A 23261-nucleotide genomic window follows, 5' to 3' on the forward strand; every position below is an offset into this window, starting at 1 on the left:
ACTGGTCTACCCTCAAACATTTCTCACCGATCTTTACTTATGTCAAACGATGTCCTAGGTTTCCAGCACGCGGTGGCGGGGCAGAAAGACGTCAAATTGTGCACCGGCCCGACTTTGAGCGGTAATGAATCCCCCGTGGTTTTCGGCTACTTTTTTACAGATCGCTAGGCCAATGCCCGTACCCGTTTGCCCCGGATCGAGTCGCTTAAAAAGGGTAAATAACTGAGCGGCGTAAGCTGGATCAAAGCCCGGACCGTTGTCCTTGAGGCGTAAACATACGTAATCGGTCGAGAGTACTTTTACAGTCGTGGGGAGTACGGGTGAAGGGTCGTAGCTAATTTGAATGCGGGGACGGTCTTCGGTGAATTTTAAGGCGTTGCTTAGTAAGTTACTAAGCAGCTGGTTGATTTGTACGGGAATCGCCAGGAGCCGGGGAAGCGGAGCGGGGCACTCAATCTGGGCACCTTTTTCGGCGATCAATGCTTCAAAATCCCGTAGTACCTCGGCGAGTACCAGGTTGAGATCCGTTTCGGTGAAAAGCTCGTCGGGCTGCGTCAAACGCGAAAACTGCAGGAGATCTTTAATGAGCTGGGACATGCGATCGGCCGATTGCATGATCTTTTCCAGGTAGGCCTGACCTTGTAACCCAGCTACTAAGTGCCGGGTTTGCATAAGGTTGGCAAAGACCTGGATTTTGCGGAGGGGTTCTTGTAAGTCGTGACTCGAGATGTAGGCAAACTGTTCCAGTTCTCGATTGACCCGCCACAGCTCCTGATTAGCAATTTCGAGCTTCTCGGTACGCTCGACGACCCGGTCTTCTAAATCCGTGGCCAGGTGTTGTGCCCGCTGTCGGGCGATAACCAGGGGCGTAATTTCGTGGGCAATGGCGATAATGCCCGTAGGCTGGCCCGATTCTTCGCGTAGGGCTTCCAGGGTTAATTGTATATACACGGGCGTATCGCGGCCCGCCAGGGTAAGGGGAATTTCCCGGGCCACGTACCCTTCCCCGCTGGCGTATACCTGGCCCATGATCGGTCCAAAGCCTTGGTTGTTGAGCTCGGGTAAAGCCTCCAGTAAAGGAAAGCCGAGTACCTGATGGGCCTGGCGCCCCCATAGTTGGAGCATAGCGGCATTGGCCACATCCACGATATACTCGGGGCCGGCATAAATGGCAATGGCCACGGGGGCCTGTTCCACCAGCCGCCGGAGTTGCTTGGCGGCAAACAAACGGGTTTTCGAAATTTTAATTTGGGCCCGGATTTTCGTGAGCAATTCTTTGCTGGAGAAGGGTTTCACTAAATAGTCATCGGCACCCGCCTCCAACCCATCAATGCGGGCTTCTTCGCCCGCTCGGGCAGAAAGAAAAATCAGCGGAATAGCCTGCGTAGCGGGGTTCGCCTTGAGCAGGGTCAGTAGCTGCTTACCATCCATGACGGGCATCATCAAATCACTCAGCACTAAATCAATGGGGTGGGCGTGCAGCTGTTGCAGGGCATCGGCTCCATTGGTAGCGGTTCGAATCCCAAAATAGGGCTTGAGTAACCGCACCAGATACTGTCGCACGTCGGCGTTATCGTCGACGATGAGTACCGTCGTATGCGCATCTCGTTCGGGGTGCTCAGCGGTATGCTCGGGGATTTCCTCCTGGCCGAGAATACTACGGGCTTCCTCAAGGAAAGTACCGGCTAGTCCACTTATGCCGGGCTGAGCGGGGGTATCCAGGATGTCGCTGGCCGCTAAGTGTGCCTTTCCCAGGGGTAGGGTAACGATGAAGCTGCTTCCCTGGTGTTCAATACTTTCCACGCGGATCGAGCCCTGGTGCAGGTGCACGAGTTCCTGTACCAGCGAAAGACCGATGCCCGTGCCTTCGTGGGTACGCCCGCCCGCGTTTTCAACCCGGTGAAAGCGGTCAAACATGTGGGGTAGCTCACGAATAGGGATTCCTACCCCAGTGTCAGTTACGCGAAGTACTGCCTGGTTCTGCTGCTGGCGTAAGGTGACGGTAATCGATCCCTGTAGGGTGTACTTAAAGGCGTTTGAAAGCAGGTTGAGGACAATCTTTTCCCACATTTCCGGGTCCACGTAGACGTCCGGCAAGGGGTCCAGCACCACGTTGAGTTGCATGCCCGCTTTTTCAATAATCGAGCGAAAGCTACTGGCTAGGTCCTGGGTAAGCGAAAAGAGGTCGGTGGCCTGAAAGTGGGCATGGGTTCGGCGTGCTTCAATGCGGCTAAAGTCCAGCAGGTTATTAACCAGCTTGAGTAGCCGTTGCGCATTGCGGTGAGTGGTTTCCAGATTCTGGCGTTGGGTCCAAGATAAAGACTCCGCCCGTAGTTCTTCCAAAGGCCCCAGCATGAGGGTCAAGGGCGTGCGAAACTCGTGACTGACGTTGCTAAAAAAAGCCGTCTTGGCTCGATCAATGGCTGCCAGGGCTTCGGCCTTTTTCTGTTCTTCCTGGTAGGCGTAGACGTTAGAAAAGGCCGTATTGATGGTATTGGCAAGCAAGGCGTAAAAATTCTGGTATTCCTGATCCAGCGCCCGCCGGGGGCTTACCCCCGCTACGACCCAGCCCACCGGCTGTGCTTTCGTAGAAAGTACAATGGGAAGGACTACCGCCGTATGGACGGGCTCGGGAAATGCAGCTCCTTGAAAATTTCCCAACCGATTCGGTACATCTTCCAGAACCGTTAGGGTAGAAATTTCGCTTAGCCATGACGGTTCGGTGAACGCAGGTAAGACTTGAGCGAAGGGTGCCGACTGGCTGGTGGCCATCAGCTGGACCCCGTCGGCTTGCCTTTCATAACAGAGTAAAAAGGGTAGGTCCAGGGCAAAGCTTTCATCGAGACCGCTTAGGGCCGCGTAAATATCCGGGTTGCTCTTGGCCTGACTCGTTCTGGTGGCCACATCCCGCAGCACTTGTGTTCGGCGGGCACTGAGCATCTTGTCAGTGGTTTCGGTAATGGGGTGAAAAATACCGCCCACCTCACCGGATTCGTCGCGGATGGGAGCGAAGGAAAAGGTCATGAAGGCTTCTTCCAGATACCCATACCGGTCCAAAAACATCTGTTGGTCTTTAATGTAGGTACCCTCCCCCTGCTGACCTCGGGTAAAGGCATCTCCTACAACAGGCAAGGCCGTTTCCCAACAAATCCGGAAATTTTGCCCCATCGATTCGGGGTGCTTGGCTCCGCAAATAGGTCGGTAGCTGTCGTTGTAAATCTGAATCGTTTCCGGACCCCAGGCAATTAGGATGGGAAAGGTGGAGGATAAACATAAACTGACCGAAGTTCGAAGACTTTGTGGCCAGGTAGCCGGCGGCCCCAGCGGCGTTTTCGACCAGTCCATGGTCCGTATGAGTTCCCCCATGGCACCGCCACCGGATAAAAAGGATTGAGAAGATTCTAAGGGTGGATGTGAGGTCATCAAAGCTGATATGAAAAGCTGGGGGGAGTGGTCTTCCCGAAAAACGCCCGGGTGGGTTCTATTTTCTTTAACCATCAAAGACCTATTTTTGTTAAGGTCTCCCCGGTGGGATGTTCCCCGGTGGGATGTTCCTTAGTAAGACTCACGTTTGCTAGAGTCAGGATACTTCGCTGTAATCCCTAACCACTAAATACACAACTACTAGTAAAGAAACAGCAGTATACTATAGGACGCTGGCGGCCTTGAACCCCATACGATTCTTCCTACGCTTTTGTTGGCCTGAAGATACTCCAATTAATTGGAGAATAAAATCCAAGAAATACTATTGAATGCGGTAAGGGGAAGTTCGTGTTTTGTACCTGCATTCGTGGAAAGCCCCAGGGTTAATGATTTAATCTCTGGGACGTAACCCTTGGGATTTCTCATCCGAGTCTCCGCTTCGGGCCAGCGTATGGGGCCGGTCAGGCCTTGGATGGCTGAGCCCTAAACTCCCAGTTGTTTTCTGGACTCAATCGAACGAACCCCAAAACCCGCCCTGCTTAGCGGGTTTTTTAGCTATGCGTTTGAAAATCAAGCAAGCGTTAGCAACGATAGATGAAGTATTTTGTATGCAGGTCTTTGTTTACCTTTGATACAGGTGCCCAGGGCTTCTAAAGAAATCCCATACCTACTAAACCAAGGAAGGGGGGAGGGTGCGGCGGCTGGGTAAGCGTACGGCAAGTGGCCCTGAATACGGGCTGGAAATGAGAAGGAGACCAAGATTCTTTCGTCGCTGCTGACCATGACGAACCCTTACTCGACGTGTTGATGTAGGCAAACGCTGCTTTTGATTAGGATGCTCGAGGCTACTGCCGGAAGAAAAATCAGGAATCTAAGCGGGAACGCTTGGGTCAGGCCTGAGTCGCTCGAATCGGACCGTAGGAGGCTTCCCAATTTTGTACTCGTTCTCTGCTTGCCTTCCTTGGCCGTGTTAATTCAGCTGGTCTTGAAAATGAATCTTGACTCCCGATGAAATGCTTCTGGTTGCCGACGTTTACCCAAGCCGAAGTTCCTAGCGCTAGTAGCACAGGCCTAGTGCCGCTTATGCTTTTCTTCTTACCCACGTAAAAAAAGGAGGTCCGCTTTCAGGTTAACCCGTGTTAGTCTTTGTCCTGTCTTCTAAGGATCCGCAGACCATGCACGCAAGGTTGTTTTTTCAAACCAAATAAGCGGCTTGGCTTCAAGAAACGGGATTGATTACGAGGGTTTATCCCGTAGAAATCCGGCTTATAGCCGTGGGAACCTGTATGGGATTAACCTGGGTAAGCGGGCAGTAGCACTTAACAGAAGAAAATTAGTAGCGAAGAATGCGAGGAAAAAGGCGGTTAATTGGCTATTGGTACGTGTGGCTTCAATGCCTTAGCTTAGGGAGCATGGCCCAAGAGAAGCCTAGTGCCCTGGCGTATCATCAGGAGCATTTTACCGATGCCAGTGGGCTGCCTCAAAACAGCGTGAAGACGATTACCCAGGATGCCGAAGGGTTTATTTGGCTGGCAACGGAAGGAGGGCTGGTTCGTTACGATGGAAGGGTATTTAAAATCTACGATCGTACGAAACTCCCCTTGCCGAGTGATCGCATTCTTACGCTATTTAACCAGGGTCCCCGTTTATATGCACTAACGCAGGATAAAGCGTACGTTCGCATTGAAAATCGAACGGCCCGGATCGATACCAACTTTGAAAAGACGCTGGATAGGCAACCCTTTCTAAGAGCCTACGTAACCGCTCGGATGGCTACGGGCGTAACGGATCAGTTTGTACCCATCCAGGCGGATGAATCCTATGGTTTAGCCGCCGGTCAGCAAACGTATTACTTGTATCGCCGGGGGCGGGTCGAATGTTGCCAGGCTGGACAAAAAACCAGGTCTTTTGCCACCCGGGCCGTCGCTCACCTGGGCCGCCTGTTCTGCCTAGATCAACAACTCTACTACTGGAATCCTTCGGGAACGTTTACCTGGGTGCGGCCGGAGGGATCGGTTCCCGAAGAATTACGCGGCGACATCCGTCATCATCCCGCCTACCGGCACCACAAGCACGAATGCCGCGTGTACTGGAATCCCTTAACGGGTCAGGGGGCCGTTTATTTACGGGAACACCTGTATCGCTTAACGCGTAGCGCCTCGGGTGCCTTACACACGCAATTGCTGCTGAGTCAGTTTGATTGTGTGGCCGAGGACATTGGTAGTTTTTATTATCACAATGCCACGGGCTCCATTTTTCTGGGAAGCAAGACCCGGGGCTTGTATGTCTTTTCCCGCCAGTACTTTTCTTCCCTGGTTTTTCCCAGTAGTGCGTCCGATAATGTCTACTACGCGCAGGTTCCTTTTCAAGGCCAAACCGTCCTTTCGGCCCAGGGCAATATACTCGGTCTTACGCCACCCGCAGGTTCCATACGTCCCCTTTTAAAGCGACTCACCCGAACGGATAATAAAAGTCTGTTGATTCGCGACCAGCGAAAGAACCTATGGGTGAAAGACCGGACCGAGCTCTATTGCTTAAATCCGGAGGGTACGCAGATGAAAGGTCGTTGGCAGGCTCCTGATGTTATTACGGGTTTGTACGCGGGGGCGGATGGGCGAATCTGGGTGGGGGTGCGTAATGTCGGCTTATTTACGCTGAATCCGCGCCAGACCCAACCCCGACTCGCCTTATTTCAACGTATGGCTCTTCAACGCATGAGTGTGCTGGTCCAGGAGTCCAAGGACTATCTGTGGCTGGGTACGGGAAAGGGCCTCTACCGCGTGCAACTGTCGCAACGGCGTTTGGATACGCTGCTGCAGGACACCCCGATACGGAGCCTCTACCTGCGCCGACCGGGAGAACTCTGGGGTACGACGGATGGTCAGGGATTCTTTCTGCTGAAGCAAGGGAAATACACGTCTTTTCCGCTCGATGCGCACTTCTATTTACGCAACGCCCACTGCTTGGTGCAGGATCAGCATGGGTGCTTCTGGATTCCTACGAATAAAGGTCTTTTTCAGACCTCTATCCAGCAATTACTACATTATGCGGCGGGAAAAACGGAAAAAGTGTACTATCGCCATTACGATACGCAGGATGGTTTGTTAACCAATGAATTTAACGGGGGTTGCCAACCCTGTGGGCTCTTGCTACCCAATGGGTACATTTCACTGCCGTCTTTGCAAGGAATGGTTTGGTTTAATCCCGACAAGATTCCTTCGTCTTCGGCCAAGCAGCCCTTATTTATTGATCGTCTGGCCGTAAACCGGGTACCCCTGTCGGTGCGAGATACCTTGTACGTAAAGTCAGGACGACAATTTTTGGAATTGGATCTGATTAGTCCTTACGCTGGAAATTTGCATGCACTAGCCTACGAGTACCGCTTGGAAGAACCCAACGCGGAAGTACCACCCTGGGAAACGTCTTATACGGATCAACTCAAGCTATTGCATCACTTCTCGGCCGGATCCTGTTGGCTGGTCATTCGACAAGTCGATGGCATGGGGCGACCCCACCTTCGAAAACGCCTGCTGTTAATCATTGAGCCGCTCTGGTATGAGTTAGGCTGGGTAAGACTGGGTCTGGTGGTTTTGCTAGCGGTGGCCATTCAGGGCTTGGTTCACCTGAGAACCCGGTTATTGGAGCGTAACAACAAAGTGCTACGCTTGCACGTGGCCAGGCAAACCCGCCAATTGCGTCATACCTTACGAGAACTGGAAAGCTTTAAAGAGGAGCTAAACTGGCAGATGATTATTCAGGACCGATTCCTTAAGGTCATTAGTCATGACGTTCGTACGCCCCTAAAGTACTTACATCGGGTAAGTCGCCTGTTGCGAGAAGGGCTAGAAAAAGAACCTACCAAGCCTGATCTTTTGGAAACCAGCCGTACCATTGAGCAGTCTTCGGCTCAATCCTATCGCTTAATGGATTCTTTGTTAGCCTCCATCAAGGCACAAATGGAGCCCGGTATGGAGCAGCCTGTGGATGTATCGGCACTCATTGCTGCCAAGGTTGCCTTATTTCTACCCATTGCCGAGGCCAACCAAACCCGGCTTCTCAACACGGTGCCCGCCGGCTTATGGGTAAAAAGCAATCAGGTACAATTAGAAATCATTCTCCATAATGTGCTCGACAACGCCGTGAAAGCGTGTTGGGAAGGTCTCATTCAAATTTCTACGGAACCCTGGCAAGAAGGAATCCGGCTATTCATTGAAGATACGGGCGGTGGTATGCCGCAAGCCTTAGTGGAGTGGATTAACTCCGAGCGTAATCGCCAGGAGCTTTCCCGGCAGACACCCGTGGGTTTGGGCCTGGTGCTGATTAAAGAATTTACGCATTCGTTGAAGATTCCCACGCGCGTGCGTAGCCATTCCAGCGGAACCATTTGGGTATTTGACTTAAAAGCACCTTCGTAAGCCTTGGGCCTAGGAAGGTGCTTTTAAACTTATTTCCTTTAGGTAGTAAATCTGCCTCCGAGCATCCTTACTCGGACTCATCCCGTTGGTTCACTTTAAAGAGGCTACTGAGTTGAAGCATATTTTGAATGTGGAGTTTCTCAAAGAGATTACTCTTATGGGTACTCACCGTAGAAATGTGCACATTGAGAAGGATGGCGATCTCAGAGGTACTCTTTCCCGTCAGCAATAATTGGGCGATTTCTCTTTCCCGCTTGGATAGGGATTGAATCGCCGGCGTATAGGTACCTCCGGAGGACATCACCTGATGCAGGCTTTCTTCCTTCACGTGTTGGCTCACATATTTATGATTGGCTAGTATGGTCTTTACGGCCCGCTCAAACTCTTGATTAGAGGCATCTTTCGATAAATAACCATCCGCACCGGCCTGCATAAAGGTCATGGCATACAAGCGTTCCTCGTAGCTGGAAAAGATGAGTACTTTCAGGTCCGCTTGTTTGGCCTGTAGTTTCGAAATCATCGCTACGTTGTCTCCGCCGGGAATATGAATATCCAGGATCGCCAGGTCAAAACGCTGCTGTTCGAGTAAGGATAAGGCTTTTTTAAAGGTTTCGGCTTCCGAGATAACCACAGATGGAAGGAACGATTTTAACAAGTGTTGAACGCCATGCCTCACAATGGAATGATCATCAGCAATGAGAATGGAAAACATCATTAATAATGGTTTAACAAAGGGATAAGGTATTGGGTTAAGAATAATACATGCAATAAACGCAGACCATACACGTCCGAAAAAAAATCGAATGGGATCTTTTCGTGGGCTCATTCACCTGCTCAGGTAAAGCCGTTTTAGGTAGGGTGATCGACGGTACTGAAGGGTTGACAGTCTCTGACTAGAAAAGAAGGATGCTGGGGCAAAACGGCATCTAGTCTCTAGGGAGTAATAATCTTTATAAAAGATCTTCCGCTTGTATACTGGTAAAGTGGGTATAAAGATAAGGTAATCCTTGCAGAGAAAAAAGAAGCACTTGATAAAGCGTAATAATCCGATTGCCTTGATTTTTCAAGTATAGGTTTTAATGCTGGTACCGTAAGCCATGTGCTTCGTTTGTTTACGTATAAACAAAATGAAAAAATTGATTCATTTTATTTGGTACAGGCTTTATCTTTAGGCCCTCTTTCGTACTCTTTTAGAGGAAAGAGATCGCGAATTAACCCCGTATTAATACCCACCTTAACTAATCCATCCAGATGTCCGCCGATCCATCTGCTGGCTCCGTACGTCGTTTCACAAAACAGCGTGCCGAAAGCCCCAAAAGCCCTCCGCTACCGCCCGCTGGGTCAAGCGATCCTTCCCGTCCCTTGCAACCTTGCTTTGACCATCCAGACCCCGCCGAAGCAAAAGAGAATTACTTGTCTTTTCTGGTTTTTCTTTTGTTTGGTGTAGGGGTTTTCGGCTCATGCTATGTAATTTCTTACGAAGATTTTCAAATAAAAGCGGCTAAACAGGCCGAATCCATTCACCTGGATCAGGTGCACCATTTGGTGCAAGCTCATCAGCTAAAACAAGCGCAGGCCTACGCGGATTCTGTGCTGATCCATAGCCCAGATGGGCAAAGGTTCAGCCGGTTAGCCGCTATTCGGGATAGCCTGACCTCGCTAAACAGAGTCCTGCTTCGGCATCGGTCTTGGCCAGATTCCCTTGTTTACCAATCGCTGCCTCGGCTAGTGCCTGCTCTAAGGGGAAGTTGGACTGGCTTAAGCTACTCATCTAACCGAACCTTGAAATTTACTAGGCGTCAACTACACGAAGCGGAAGGCTTTTTAACGACCCAGCGTGTTTTCTAGCGCACTCAGACTGGTCTGTACGGGACTGGCGAGTTATCTAATTTGCATAGCCCAACTTTTCCTGCGTTTGAAATACTTATTGATTGTTGGTAAAGAGGGTTGAATCGCACTGGTTTTAAATACAAAGTATGGTTTTACGAGCTACTAATACAGCTATTAAAAATACATTCTTCTAATTTTATATGATTGTATTGATTAAAGTTAATTAGTTTGTTTTTGTATCTAATGTATGTCTATTTATCAGTCATAAGTATGTATGGTTTATTAGTTGAATAATTGAGTAATAATTGGGTTTTTTATCATTTTTCCACCTTTAATACTATAGTTATGAAATCTTCAAAATCCCTCGAAATTCTCGTTGGGCAACATTTAATGATTCAGGAATTGATTCATTCTTTGCCCTTTGCCAAGCGAGCCATGATTCCTTTTCTATCCTATGCTTTAGCCCATAAGAAAAAGGATATTATGAAAGAAATGGGCCGAAAGACGTATCACCATATTTTCATTGGTAAAATCGAATACGAAGTAATTCGGCATCAAACGTGGTTAGAAATTAATAAGAAGTCATGCTAACCTTTAAAAGCTACGAAAGCATACATCTTTGTTGACAAACGATCGAAACTAATTGGAGGATAAACTCCAATTATTACGATTGTGCACGCTTTAAAATTTCTGTTATTTTGTTGCGAGCAATCGAAAGCTTTAGGTAGCTAACCAAACGGACCCTAGTAAGCCTGCCGCCGGACGTACCGGTTAGCCGGCATGCCCGCGGGATTAAATTAGGTCGAAGCGTCAAGGATAAAGGCCTGGATATCTAGGAATGAGTTCATTTCAGGTGGCCCACTACCTTTCAGCGTTACTATGCGTATGCGAAGTGAATGCTACCGATAGGTAGGAGGGCTGTCAATGATAAGTCTTTCTAGTAGGCCTAGAATGGATCAATAGAATCAATAACGAAATTCATCTCTACCTAGTCATAAACCTGTACGCAGCGGTGTGAAAAGAGCTGAAGGTAGTTAACCAGTGAGTAATAATCTGGCGTGCGGGCGAGCACAAAAGATATAGTTTGGCAAGTGTTCCTGTGTTTTTTAAACACAGGAACCTTTTAAAAAGCTACACCGCCCAGTAGGCCAACGATAGTCGAAAGATTCCTATGGGAGTGCCCGTATGAGAAAGTGTTTACTGAATTAACCTGCCTCGAAGGGAAGTCCGCCAACTTACCTACTCCTCGTTCCGCCGGGTACGAGGAGTTTTTTTTGCTCCATGGACTAGGGCTGCTTCCCTTTAGCCGCTCTTAGCGGGACTTTAATCGATTGACGTGCGCGAGGAAGGCTTGCTTTTTTTGCTTGGAATAACGAGCGCCGTACCGGCAACGATGACTTCTGCGTCGGTGACGGCTTCGACATAGGTTACATTAATGAGGAAGCTGCGGGAAAGTCGATAGAATGCATTCGGATTGAGTTGGCGTTGGAAGAATCCCAGATTCATCGATAGGTAGTACGCGTCGGTTTGCCCTCTGACGAAAAGCCGGGTGTAATTGCCATCCGCCTGGGCAAAGAGAATATCTTTTTTCTCGACGCGCGTATAAGTCGTCTTTCCGGCAGTGCCTCGCACAAATAGGAACGGGGAAGCAGCCTGTCCGGGGGCCGCCAGGATTTGGAGGTACATGTGTAGCTCGGCGGAACGGAACGGTTTAATCAGGTAGGCTACGGGTCCCGTCAGTTGTGCTTGCCGAAAGAGCCCCGGTTGGGTTCGTTAAAAAGATAAAGGGAATGTCATGGCTACGCTGGAGCTGCTGGGCGTACGCGAATGTGCTAGTAGCTGTTTTTGCTCATCTCTTTACACAACGGCATTGGTTCGCGGGGAATAATAGGCTCCAAATTCCGGACTGAGCGTTACTCTTGAAAAACAAATTATTTGGTGTGGCAAACGCAGTTCCAATGCTCAGTTAGCAATTACAAAAAGGAGAGGCATTTTTCAAGGTCATGACATGCACGCATAAAATTTATGGTCAATTATCGATTGACAATTCTTAGTCTGAAAATTTTCAGACTAAGAACTTACTTAAATAAAAAAGACAATAGATAAATTAAAAATATACTTAAACCAATAAATATAAACGTTAGAAACCCTCTCAGGGAAATACTTCCGTCTCTTCTGGTATAAAACTTGCTCCACTTATTTTTACATGAAGGGCACGTGTAATCTTTGCGATAAGAAGTGTAATAGATCGTATGAGGTACATCAATATCTACATTGCCTACATGCTGTCCACTCCAACTCGTTATTGGCCGGCTTTCTCGTCGTGTCGTTTGATGACTTGAATGACCTGTAATTTCTTTATTTACGTATTTCGTACTCCAAAAATTACCACATTTCCTACACATCATCACTAGTCGATGAATGGCATAGAGAGAGAATAAAATTAATATCACAAAAGGTAGTATTGTATACGCGTCCTCTTTTTGTTGTTCAAGCGCCAGCTGTTTATCTTTTTCTATTTGATCCCACCGTGCTTTTTTTCTAATTAAAAACTCCTTTTCTATGTCGATAAGGTCTTCAATAAATATATATCCTGAATAGCCATAGAAATTCCCCCAGAGGCCATTTTTACCATCGTATTTCCCTCTATAAAGGCCCATTAAAGATAGGTCTGCCTTGCTGGGAACGCTAACCTTTTCTCCATTATGCTTGTATGCCTGGACTTTACCTTTTTTAGGTTTAAAATGATAAGAGACATAGAAGGGAGTGCCTAAAAACTGGCATTTATCTTTAATGGTAGAATCGCAAGAGTATTCAAAAAACTTAGTTTCTGAATAAGGACCTATTTTATTGATGTAACTTTCGGCAGATTCTTTAGTTTTTTGTGCTACTGAATGAAAATTCAGTGTTGTAAAAAATGCCAATAATTGCAGTCTGAATATCGATTTCATAAGTAAAAATAGAGCATCAATTTTGACAAGTATTTACAAAGATAAAGTTAAAAAAACCTTAGTTTAAACTTCCCATTGGTGAGGCTTATCTTTTGATTTGACTCATTGTAAGCATCGAAATAGAACGTCCCTTCCAGGCCATAGCTGTCTACTTTCGTAACCGTACAAGAACCGACACTTACGGATTGCGTAGAATTGATAGAAGCTTTATAATCTTCAAATCTACTTTTGCGATAATATCCATAAGTAATAGGTAAGGTTTTGGGTGTTCCATCCAAGCCTCCTGACGTGACAAATCCAATATTTGTGATTTGATCCTTATCATAAGCTCCCATCGACAAGTATCCTTTAAAGTTTGGTCGATCTACTTGATTACTTGCACTTCCCAAGTCTACTTTCCATAGATGAACTTTTCCTTCAATGGTTGCCTCCATATAGTATTCGGGCTTCGACTCTGCTGGGTCTACTCCATTGGTTTTACAACCACTCAGAATAAAATTCAAAATAAAAAATGTTCCTATAATTCGCATAATAAAGGTTTTTTTTTCATTCAGCCTTAGCGCTTGAATGAAGTGGAATACATTAATTTGTGAGAATGGTATTTAGGTGAGGAGAGCGGGCCTTGATTCTTAAATAACTCGCTTTGCTTAATAATTATCATCTCCACTTTTTGGTTATCTTCACAAGGTGGTGAACAGTTGTGTCAAACGGGTCGCTGGCTACCCAAGTAAGCGATCTCGATACGGTCTGAAGCCACCCCTTTCAATGACAAATAGTTTTTAACTATGATCACCCGATCTCGCGATAATTTCAAGTTACTAGCCTCGTCACCGATTTGATCCGTATGCCCTTCCAATCGGATCCTTCGACTAGGATTAGCTTTACCAGGTGGCTAGAGAATCCAGTTCCGAAAAAGACTCTGAAAGTAATTCAGAACGAGATTTAGCAAAAGTGATTGCCAGCGTTATACTTTCACGACAGCCTAAGGAGTTTTGAACGGCTTGGCAGAAGGCGCCTTGCTTCCTCTTTAGTTGGGTAACTGTAGGTAGGAGCGATTGGAAAAAGGCTAAATTCAAGTTTATTTTTACCCACTACCGAGCATGCGGATTAATCAACCAGGGACAACGCTATAAGGTAACGATTTTTATAATTAGGAATACTTTTCCCTCAAGCCATAGCTTGCGAAAGGTAGTTGTACCGTAATTGAGAATTCTATCGGATGTTCAACTGCGGCAATACCGAAGTATCCGGCAGCCATCCACTGATTCTGGGGATATCCATAGTTTGCATGCGATAGCTCATCCTTTGATCCGTGAAATTCTTACTACTTCCAATCTCTGCTTTCTTTCCGATATTTTCTTCCGCAATACCTATTTTTACTTGAACTCCATCCCTTTCATCTTGTGCTAGCAATTAGCTGAAGGGGTACATCGGGGGTCTAAAGTCGAAACCTATAAATCCAGTAAGTACACTGCTTTCACACCGATCAGTAAATTGCGAGCAAAGTAGTCCGGCTGATATTTTGAGGAGCTATTCCATTTGGAAAGGGAAGGTTGAATGTGTACTCCTATTTCCAACGGGCTTCGATTTACCTCCAATTGTTTGACTACACTCACGCTAAAGCCCAATTCGGTTGGTTTGACTTCATCCACTTTATCATTTCCAATCGGCAACTTCAAGGTAGATTCGGCGTAGTAGTTTCCTGATTCACTACCCGTATATTTGGTTTTCGCACTGACCGCAAGACCGCCCACTACTCCTATCTCCAACCGAAAGTCGTTGGTTCCAACGGCGGTACTTACAATGAGAGGCAGCTCTAAATAATTGATAGAGTTAGTGCCCTTAAATTTAGCCGTCACCCCATAATCTGAAACCTTGTAAGTCATTGCCCCCCCTTTTCCATTGTAAACTAAGCCGGTACGAAAACTCAAGCGATCGGAAAAAGGATAATCAAACAACGCTCCTATTTGTACTTTCAGCGTTGGAGCGGTTTGGACTGATGCATTGCTATAGGCCGAATTGAAAGAAGTAATCTCTTTTTTATACGCGCTAGAATAATTAACAGTTGCTACCTGTACACCAAACGTAGGCGCAAATCGCCAGCTTTGGGCGTGAAGCATACCTCCTATAAGCAAGAAGAGGACCAGATATAGATACTTTTTCATAGATGTTGTGATGGACAATGCGGTTAAGAAATGATGCTAATAGTTTCTACTGACGATTGACGATACAGGCGGCGGCCAAACGAACTTGTTGAGCCCTGTTGGCATTAACCGTATCTTCTACATAATTGCGATTGTAAAGATTAAGTCGGTACTCTTTGATGAGTTTGGAAGTCAAGACTTGAGCCTGAGCTGCACTGAGATTATAATACATCAACATCTCGGTCTCCATTGAATACCCACTACCCGCAAAGTCAGATTCTGAATGTTCAGCCGGCAAAAACTCCAACACCGATTTATCTTCCATTAGAAACATTAGTGGTTTGTCACTACTGACAAACAGGGTATGAATACCTGGTTTGTTAGCATATAGCACTAGGGTGAGTTCAGGGCCATCTCGTCTGAATATCAAGGAAATTTCAGTGTCCTCAATTCCCATCATATTCGCACTACCTCTTCCTACAGTGGCATTAAGTAAAGAGGCTCCTAGCTTCATTCCCCTTAAGGTAACCATGGAAGCTTTTACCTCTTTTTGAGTAAACTTATCCCGCCATGCTTTGCAGTCAGGACTATTCACCTGCGTTACATTGGTTTTCGTTTTTGATGGCGCCGGTGTGGCCTTCGAAGGTTTACTGACGGGATTTCCGGGTAATGAAACAGGAGTGGTGGTCATCATGACTTTAATGATAGGCTCAGGAACTTTGGCAGTTTTTAACTGGATTACTCCGTCAGTTGAAGTATTGAACTGGGTTCCACCGGCCTGGATACGCTGAGTTATTAATCTTCTTGAAAAACCCGCTTGATACAATTGAATAATCTGTTCATTTTGTAACACATCGCTGGGGTGGGTCACCGCCAGCATGGCCTCCATTATACCTTCAGAGATGCCAACACTTTTAAGAGCTAACATCCCAGAAACCGTCATATCAAAGTGGACAGATGCCGTGTTTATTTTCTCAATGATTAGGTTTTTGGAAGCTTTTGCCTGATTCATGGCAATAATATTCTGGTTGGATAATACCTCCTGAGCCGAGACTCGGAGACTCAGCAAAAGCAGCAAACCTATTAGTCTATACGTTGTCATAAAAAAAGAAGATAGAAGAAATCACAGACTAGTGAGACATTACCATGGTCTGGCTTAAAAGAGTACTCTTCGACACTCGAGACTGACGAAACCCTGCCGTGCGTTCAGAAAAGCCATCTGAATCTTTGAAGACCCGACAGCCCCCGGAAACGATTAGGATACGGTCTGGATCATCCTTGTTCGTTAGAATAAATGCATTTTGAAGGTTTCGGACACCCGTCGAAGTAATTTCTCCGGAAAAAATTTGAAAAGCCTGGTAGGAAGCTACTGAACCAAAGCTTTCTGTTTTTCCGTTGGATTCCAGAAATACAGTGAAATGATTACCATTGCCACTCACAAAAGCTCCACTACCTATGAAATTGTCCAGGCCGTTTTCACTCTTGCCTTTCATGTCCACAGTCAGAGCCTGATTATTTTGATTTAAAAAACCGTAAGTATACTCTTGAAATTCTTCTCCTATTTTATCCCCGCTAAGATTACTACCCGTTAAATGATGAGGAGCTTGAAAAAAGAAGCCTTCAAAGGAAGGTGGGGTTTTCCCTTCATAAAGGATCATCCCATTTCTGCGAACGGAATCGATTGCCCATTTGGGAACAACGGTATTGATCTGATCTGAAAAGCTAGAATCTTCCTTCGGCTTACAACTAAAGAACATAAGACCAAACAATACTCCAAGTAAGAGCATAACAGATAGTTGTTTCATCATATAGCATTTTTAATTTAAAATTTTACGCATTACTCCATCTCAGTCTTCTGACGTTTGTATAGCTATGATCTAAATTTCATTATAAAACATTCACTGAGTGTTTACTAATTACCACTGTTGTTCTATCTAAATATTTATTAAAATAGATTGAATACTGATTATTTAATAAAGTAAGCAATACCTAACTAGCAGGAATCTTTACAAGTGATTCCTGAGATATACTATTTGCCAACCTATAAATGAGCGAAGGCAGTCGATTTACTAAAGCTCTTCTGTACTATTGTTTTTTTCTTTCGTCCGAATCAAAGGTATGATAAGTAGTAAGTTTTGCCGAATGGAGGAATTAATAGGGATTTCCCGGCCAGCCAACTGGATCTTTTTTACGCCTACGCTTTATAGATGCCTAAGATTAATTGCCAAATGTCTCGAAATCCGAAGAATCAGAGGATCCGAAAGTTGATTTAAAAATGACGATAAATAGGTAGTTACTAATACTTGTTCTCCTGATAACATCGTCAGTAGAACATAAGCCTGCTGGGCCTGCAATTGAACGATCGAATCCTTTCGTAAACGACGATATTCTTTTTGATTAAAAATAAAAACAAAGTCTTTTAGGAATCCAGATATTACTTCTTCGGATAGGTTTAATTCCATAGTTGTGATTGGTCATCGCTTCTATTTGTATTATTACAAATCCCTCATCAAAACTCATGTACAAAATGAGTTTTTTTTAAAAACCATCATTATTTTTTTCGAGTCAAGCTTTTCAACTCACGTTAACCCCATTTAAACCTATCAAAAACCTTAGGCTTTGTTGTATGGCTACGTTAGTTGCTGTTTAACCGCCTTGGGCATTCCTAATTTAGTGAATCGATTTAGCCAATTAGCTTTGACTTGGATCTCGGTTTGCTGGTTCTTCAACAAGCGTGTCGATAATCGTTCGCCAAAGCTCATCTTCCAGCGAAACATCACCATTTCTGCTTTACTACGACGATGATAACCACTCTGTCGTTTCCACTCGGCTAAACCGACTGCTTGAATCATTATAATTGTTTCATGCGTCCAAATCACAGCGTTCACACGAGGTGGAATTAAGAGCTGCATATGATCACGCGGCCATTGGTCATACACCTTGACCTGATCGTAAGCCCCGTCGCCACCCAATTTGGCAATTGACTGTTCAATAGCAGCCAGTAAAGTCTTGACCATTTCCCTATCACTGACCACTTTAGTAGTTAATTCAACGGTGTGGATGTCGTTGGTGGCCTCGTCAGTTGCCAAATGCAGCTTGCGCCAGATAGGGCGTTTATCAGCCCCATGCTTTTTGACCTTCCACTCGTCTTGACCGTACACTTTTAGCCCTGTACTATAGATGACGATATGAACAGCAGGGCTATCCTCAGCAGGAATGGGGCAGCAAATGCTACCAAATTGGCCTTTCGGCGACAGAGTTGGCTATAGTTGGGTACATTCATTTTCATAAGCTAACTCACACGGAATCAAGCCTTGTATTTGCCGAAACGCGAGCCGAAAGACAGCTCTAAGCGCCAGTGCTGCCTGAATGCATGGGCCTGACCGGATCGGCCTTTAGATTTGGGGGCTAGTAAGAAAATAAGTTTTGGTAGCTTACCTGCAGTCAATTAGAGTGGGGTAATCTTACGGGTCGCCAAGGAGAAGGACCTAGGCTCCGAACAGTACGCCGTCGTGGTCAGAACTCCACTCTATTAGACTTGCAATGGCTCAGCGGGGTGGGCCGTTCCACGGTGACCGGAGCCGTAGAAAATTGGGCTCGCGGCTCATTACAAGGGTTTGAGTAAAGGCAAGTCGCTTAAGTGATAACCAAAACATAAATGCTGTTATAGACATTCACCACTACGTCGGCATTGATTTCAGCTAAGCAACACTCGATTGGTCGGACGGCCGATGCCGCCGTCTCTGATGGCAAGAAAGTTGTTTTCCAAACGGCCACAATCAACACCATTGCGGGTATCAAAACGACCCTTCGAAAGTTGAAAATACTCGTTGGCAGAAACCCTAAGCATGCTGTGTTTTGTAGGTAGCACACCGCAGCGGCTGCCGCAGGCCTCTTGCCCACCTACTCGAATTTCTTCACAAGGCAAGTCTTGCAATTTGGTGAGGAAATAGTACCCAAATCAAGCAGACGGGCGGGATGTAATGGGGGAGGAGCGATACAGTAGATGCCCGGCGCATTGTCGAATAGGCGTATTGTTTCCGTGACCAGATGCGCCTGTGGGAACCGCCCCGCCAAATCATCCAACAACTTTCTTACTTAAGCGGTCTGCCGCCCGGTGCTGTCGGCCAATGGCTTATTCAAGCTTATAGTCTTTTAGCGGTCCCACTTGCTGAATAGGAAGCGTTTGTGAGTGCCTCACTTCAAAAGAAGCTCCAAGCCACTTCTAAAAAATCACTCTTGGCCCTTAAAGAGGAGCAGGAAACGATAGAGGGTCAAATTATGGCTCTCATTAAAGACGATCAACTCAAAGAACTCTTTGAGTTGATCGTCTTTGTTCCTGGTGTTAGCCCCACCACGGCCACTGAACTTTTGTTTGCCACCAACGAAATGCAGCGTATTCACGATGCTAAAAGATGGCTTAGGCGACGGTCGCTGTCACGTAGATGTTGCCCCTTTGTGTATAGCTCGGGAACTAACATTAGGGGGGACTCGTGTAAGCAATCAAGCTCAAAACGCAGCGCGGGCTGTCCCGTTGAAAGCTTTGTTCCACCTGGGGCGATGTCAGCGATTTGAACGGGGGCGAATTACGGGATTAGCGCAAAGTCAACTAAGGCAGAACAAATGCTGGTTCTAAACGCTATCCGCAATAAGCCGGGCGGCAACCCGCTGATTCACCGAATTTATGCGGTTGTGAAACGGGGTAAAAAATATTCGGACTGCCGATGCGGACAAAAATTATACGCTAGCACTTGCTTAATCCATAGAAATCGGAGCGCTAGTGCATCAATCCATCGGGCCTATGGGGGCTTGGAAATACCAGTTTTCCCAGGTGTCTTCATCAAGCTAAAGTTTGACAAGCCCTCTGTTAATCAACGCTCTGTTATAATCAGGCCAGTTAGTGAATTGATATTTGTGTTTGGGTAGTTTTAGTTTTGGGAGTCTGGTTGTTGGCTTAGGTAAAAAGTGTAGTTTTGGCATAGTACTGGAAACCGTCAGACGGCAACTTTAGAGCTTTGGAGATCTCGAAGTTCGCTATTCCAGTGCTGTCTTCACTCAGGGCTTACCTTACAGGAAGCATGCAACAAAGCCAAAACCTTGTCATAAATTCATTTTTAATAGTGCTGATGTTATTCTATAAGTAAAAGAATTAAATTATTTTTAATAAATGTCTTTTCCCCACCCTGGCCCATACGATCATGCGTTATTTCATACTATTTATAATTCAGCTATCCATCGTTTTTTCAGTTCAGGCCCAGCAGCAGTGGAAAGCCCTAGCAGATAGTACCAATTTTTATTTCGCCACCAAAAGGAATTTTGAAAAAGCACATGAGTACGCCTTGAAAATGATTGAGGAAGGAAAAATCCTTCATAAAAAGAACCCTCAGGATAGCATGCTTGCGGCCAGTTATTTCTTTGCCGGCATTATAAAGTATTATGCTCCTCAGGGGGATATGCAACAGGCCGATTACTACATGAGTCAAGCCATCCCTCTATTTAACTTTTTTCCAAAAACCACGTATTTGATGGGGAGAGTCCATTCGGTAAAGGCAATGATTGAGCTTAGCCTGAATCACCCCGATCAATGCCTGGTTCATGCTAAAAAAGCAGCAGACATTCTTGAAGAAATTAACATTATCAATAACAGTGCCTATTTACAGGCTCAGGGACATAGACTTATTGTTAATAGAAATGCACAAACTCAATCAGGGATAGAAGAAAATATCACCATTGTACGCAAGATTTTACCAATCAGTGCCCGCATATCGGGAAAGGACAGTAAACAATATTACGACTATCTCAGGTATTATGGCTCTATGCTAGCCAACCAAAACAGTTTTGAACCTAAGCAAAAGGCTCATGCCGATTCTGTCTGGGATCAGATTTTAATGGCAGCCAAGTCCCGCCCCAAGGATGAGGCTGAATGTTTACTTTTTGCGGGTAGTTATCATTTATTTCAGGATTCTTACCCCCAGGCTTATAACTATTTGACGCAGGCAGCGAAGAAAGGAAAAAATCTCAATCAACCTGATTGGTATTTGAAGGCTTACGGACTATTATTTGAGCTGGAAATAAAACGAAAAAACGAAGAGGCCGCCTTGAAGTGGGCCCAACTAACACTGAAGGATTCTGCGTGTCCATCGCACCCGGAATGGCATTTTATTACGTTATACTCTTTGTCCGACTTCTATTACAATCATCGAAAATTGAAGGAGGCTACCCAGTATGCGTTGGAAGCCCAGCAAGTTATCGATCAGAATCCTCAGGATCAGAAATATTACACCACTAAAAGGTTTTATCCCTTATCGTTATATAATAGAGCCCGTTTAGCCTTTTTGCAGGGTAATTTATCTCAGGCCACGCAAGGCATTGAAGAAGCGTATCATGCATTGGTTCGCTATGATTCGACTGATTCTTTTTTAGGTACTCTTGCCCTTCATTATTATACGATTACTCAATTCATTGATCCTGCTAAGGCTCTGTCTATTATTCAAAATACGCAGCAATTCATAAATACCCAGCCCAATCCTGACAAAAATGAATTTACCCTATTACTCATTAATGCTCAGTTAGATTTATTTCGGAAAACGGGAAAAGATGCCGAGAGTAAACGTTTACTGGATTCATTATCTGTTCACTACCTATGGCCTCAACTCGTACAAATGCCCGGGATTGGCCAGTATATTAAAGAAGCCGGACTGACTTATCTGCAAAATCATGAAAAAGGAGCTATTACTCTATTGAAAGAGCAGGCGGATCGTTTGCTTGATGAAGGGAAACTCGGTTTTAACGAACAAATACCCTTGCATGACTGGCTGGGGACTTACTATCAATATCAGAATGAGCCCAAGAAAGCGATAGTTCATTTTAAGAAAGTAATGGCATTAGATACGTCAGGGCAACACATCAGTTATCTTAACCATACTTCTCTATTAAAGCTAGCTCAAAGCCAGTTTCAGGCCCATCAGCGCGCTCTGGCCTTGAGTTCCTATCAGAGCCTAATTCAGCAACTTGGCGATAACCTTAGTCGAAATTTATGGACCATGTCAGACTGGGAACGTCTCAATTATTTGAAAAATATTGACATTAAAAGCATCTATTCCTCTTTCTTCCAGTATCCATCTCCGCAAACCCTAGGTCTCGCTTATAATTATAAACTAATCAGACAAGGAACCCTACTTAAAACCAATCGGGCCATCAATCAAGTTTTTCAGCAAGCCCGAACCACTCTCGATTCTTCACTGATCAACCAGTTAATATGGGTTCGAAGTCAGTTGGCTCACCGTTCCTCTAAGACCTTTCAAGCTCAGCTACTTCGAAAAGCCGATTCTCTTCAAAAACAAATGGGAGAAGCAGCTATCCCACTAATTCAATCCTCTAGGATTTACACTTGGCAAGACGTTAAGAATTCATTAAAAACGGGGGAGGCCGCCGTCGAAATAGTAAGATATTACTTTGACCAAAATCCCCTTGATATTCATTATGCTGCTTTACTGATTCGCCCAGACTGGAAATCTCCTCAAATGGTTAGCCTACGAAATTTGGATGAAACGGGCTTTAACCAGCGTTATGAAACATATCGAAAAAGTAACTATACAGAGGGGAGCTGGTATGAAATATATTGGAAACCCATTCAAAAGGCGTTGGGGAACGTTCATAAAGTCTATATCGCTCCCGATGGACTATACCATTCTCTTAACCTTCAAACCCTCTACAATGCGGATACGAAGAGGTACCTATCCAATGAACTAGAGCTTTTGGTTCTGAATTCTACCCAGGATGTGCTCAACCCAAAGCCAACCGTTGCTAATAATACTATGGTTTTAATAGGACACCCTAACTTTAAGGTATCTAGCACGCGTGAACTGCCCTCGAAGCACGTGCACCATCGAGGGGGGGTATCCTTTGAAGATTTACCCTATACTAAAATAGAAATTGAAGAGCTGGCTCAGATTGCTCAAAAACATCATCATTCTACTCAACTTTATTTGGACACGGCCGCCACGGAGGCCTTATTTTATACGCTTGATTCACCCAAAGTTTTACACATCGCAACGCACGGCTTCGTAAAAGATTCTCCTCATCCGGAACCTTTGGAGTTGATTAACTGCGGTTTAGTGTTAGCTGGAGCTGCGGATACCACTTTAGTAAATTCTCCGATCGATGGTATTTTGACGGGCTACGAAGCTAGTTTAACTTCCTTAAGTCAAACGGAATTAGTCGTCTTAAGTGCTTGTCATACAGGCTCAGGGCGGTATTCCGAGCACGAAGGATTACAAAGTCTTCAAAAGGCATTCCTTCTGGCGGGAGCTCATTCGGTGCTTATGAGTCTATGGAAAATTAATGATGCCATTACCGTTGAGTTTATGAAGAGCTTTTACACCCATTGGTTGAATGGATCGTCTAAACCTGAAGCTCTTCGCCAGGCACAAGCCCACTTACGATCGAAATATCCAGAACCTAATTTTTGGGGAGCGTTTGTATTAATTGGTCAATAG

13 protein-coding genes and 2 pseudogenes are annotated in these 23261 nt (G+C 45.6%); 3 read left to right on the forward strand and 12 right to left on the reverse strand.

The window, feature by feature from the left end; all coding sequences use genetic code 11:
• Positions 1-54: 54 nt before the first annotated feature.
• On the reverse strand, positions 55-3423 hold the full coding sequence (locus C5O19_RS18610) for an ATP-binding response regulator (protein WP_243406440.1): 3369 nt from the start codon (positions 3421-3423) through the stop codon (positions 55-57).
• Between the two features lie 1412 nt (positions 3424-4835).
• On the opposite strand from C5O19_RS18610, the gene C5O19_RS18615 reads away from it, so the two are divergent.
• Positions 4836-7838, forward strand: coding sequence for a sensor histidine kinase (locus C5O19_RS18615; RefSeq protein ID WP_165796065.1), 3003 nt, complete (start codon positions 4836-4838; stop codon positions 7836-7838).
• A 67-nt stretch (positions 7839-7905) separates the two neighbouring features.
• Here the strand turns inward: C5O19_RS18615 and C5O19_RS18620 are convergent, their stop codons facing one another.
• Together C5O19_RS18620 and C5O19_RS26395 are read right to left on the reverse strand one after the other, a co-directional pair.
• Positions 7906-8553 (reverse strand): response regulator transcription factor, encoded by a 648-nt coding sequence (locus C5O19_RS18620; protein ID WP_165796066.1) that lies wholly within the window; start codon positions 8551-8553, stop codon positions 7906-7908.
• A gap of 921 nt (positions 8554-9474) precedes the next feature.
• Complete coding sequence (locus C5O19_RS26395) at positions 9475-9609, reverse strand: hypothetical protein (protein ID WP_262509733.1); 135 nt, start codon at positions 9607-9609, stop codon at positions 9475-9477.
• A 404-nt stretch (positions 9610-10013) separates the two neighbouring features.
• Here C5O19_RS26395 and C5O19_RS18630 point away from each other — a divergent pair, with 404 nt between their 5' ends.
• The gene (locus C5O19_RS18630; RefSeq protein ID WP_133163394.1) at positions 10014-10259 is read left to right on the forward strand and encodes a hypothetical protein; all 246 of its coding nucleotides are present in this window, start codon (positions 10014-10016) and stop codon (positions 10257-10259) included.
• A 732-nt stretch (positions 10260-10991) separates the two neighbouring features.
• On the opposite strand, the gene C5O19_RS18635 is transcribed toward C5O19_RS18630, so the two are convergent.
• The 9 genes and pseudogenes from C5O19_RS18635 to C5O19_RS26310 form a co-directional block, all read right to left on the reverse strand.
• Positions 10992-11354, reverse strand: coding sequence for a LytTR family DNA-binding domain-containing protein (locus tag C5O19_RS18635; RefSeq protein WP_104714886.1), 363 nt, complete (start codon positions 11352-11354; stop codon positions 10992-10994).
• A 392-nt stretch (positions 11355-11746) separates the two neighbouring features.
• A complete protein-coding gene (locus tag C5O19_RS18640) occupies positions 11747-12619 on the reverse strand; it encodes a hypothetical protein (protein WP_104714887.1) in 873 nt (290 codons plus the stop codon).
• Between the two features lie 47 nt (positions 12620-12666).
• Entirely contained in the window at positions 12667-13149 is a 483-nt protein-coding gene (locus tag C5O19_RS18645; RefSeq protein ID WP_104714888.1) for a hypothetical protein, read from the reverse strand.
• A gap of 173 nt (positions 13150-13322) precedes the next feature.
• Positions 13323-13484: pseudogene (locus C5O19_RS26550) on the reverse strand (OmpA family protein); the annotation flags it as partial.
• Positions 13485-14070: 586 nt separating this feature from the next.
• Entirely contained in the window at positions 14071-14784 is a 714-nt protein-coding gene (locus C5O19_RS18660; RefSeq protein WP_104714891.1) for an outer membrane beta-barrel protein, read from the reverse strand.
• A gap of 46 nt (positions 14785-14830) precedes the next feature.
• The gene (locus C5O19_RS18665) at positions 14831-15775 is read right to left on the reverse strand and encodes a hypothetical protein (RefSeq protein ID WP_104714892.1); all 945 of its coding nucleotides are present in this window, start codon (positions 15773-15775) and stop codon (positions 14831-14833) included.
• 118 nt (positions 15776-15893) lie between these two features.
• Positions 15894-16571: a hypothetical protein gene (locus tag C5O19_RS18670; protein ID WP_133163395.1), complete on the reverse strand. Its 678-nt coding sequence runs from the start codon at positions 16569-16571 to the stop codon at positions 15894-15896.
• An 822-nt stretch (positions 16572-17393) separates the two neighbouring features.
• Positions 17394-18020, reverse strand: a complete 627-nt coding sequence (locus C5O19_RS18675; protein ID WP_207766459.1) for an IS5 family transposase — start codon at positions 18018-18020, stop codon at positions 17394-17396.
• Between the two features lie 1591 nt (positions 18021-19611).
• Positions 19612-19743 (reverse strand): annotated as a pseudogene (locus C5O19_RS26310) (IS5 family transposase); the annotation flags it as partial.
• A gap of 218 nt (positions 19744-19961) precedes the next feature.
• Between C5O19_RS26310 and C5O19_RS18685 the strand changes: the two are divergent.
• Positions 19962-23261, forward strand: a complete 3300-nt coding sequence (locus C5O19_RS18685; protein ID WP_104714895.1) for a CHAT domain-containing protein — start codon at positions 19962-19964, stop codon at positions 23259-23261.

The sequence above is a fragment of the Siphonobacter curvatus genome (assembly GCF_002943425.1).
Classification (GTDB): domain Bacteria; phylum Bacteroidota; class Bacteroidia; order Cytophagales; family Spirosomataceae; genus Siphonobacter; species Siphonobacter curvatus.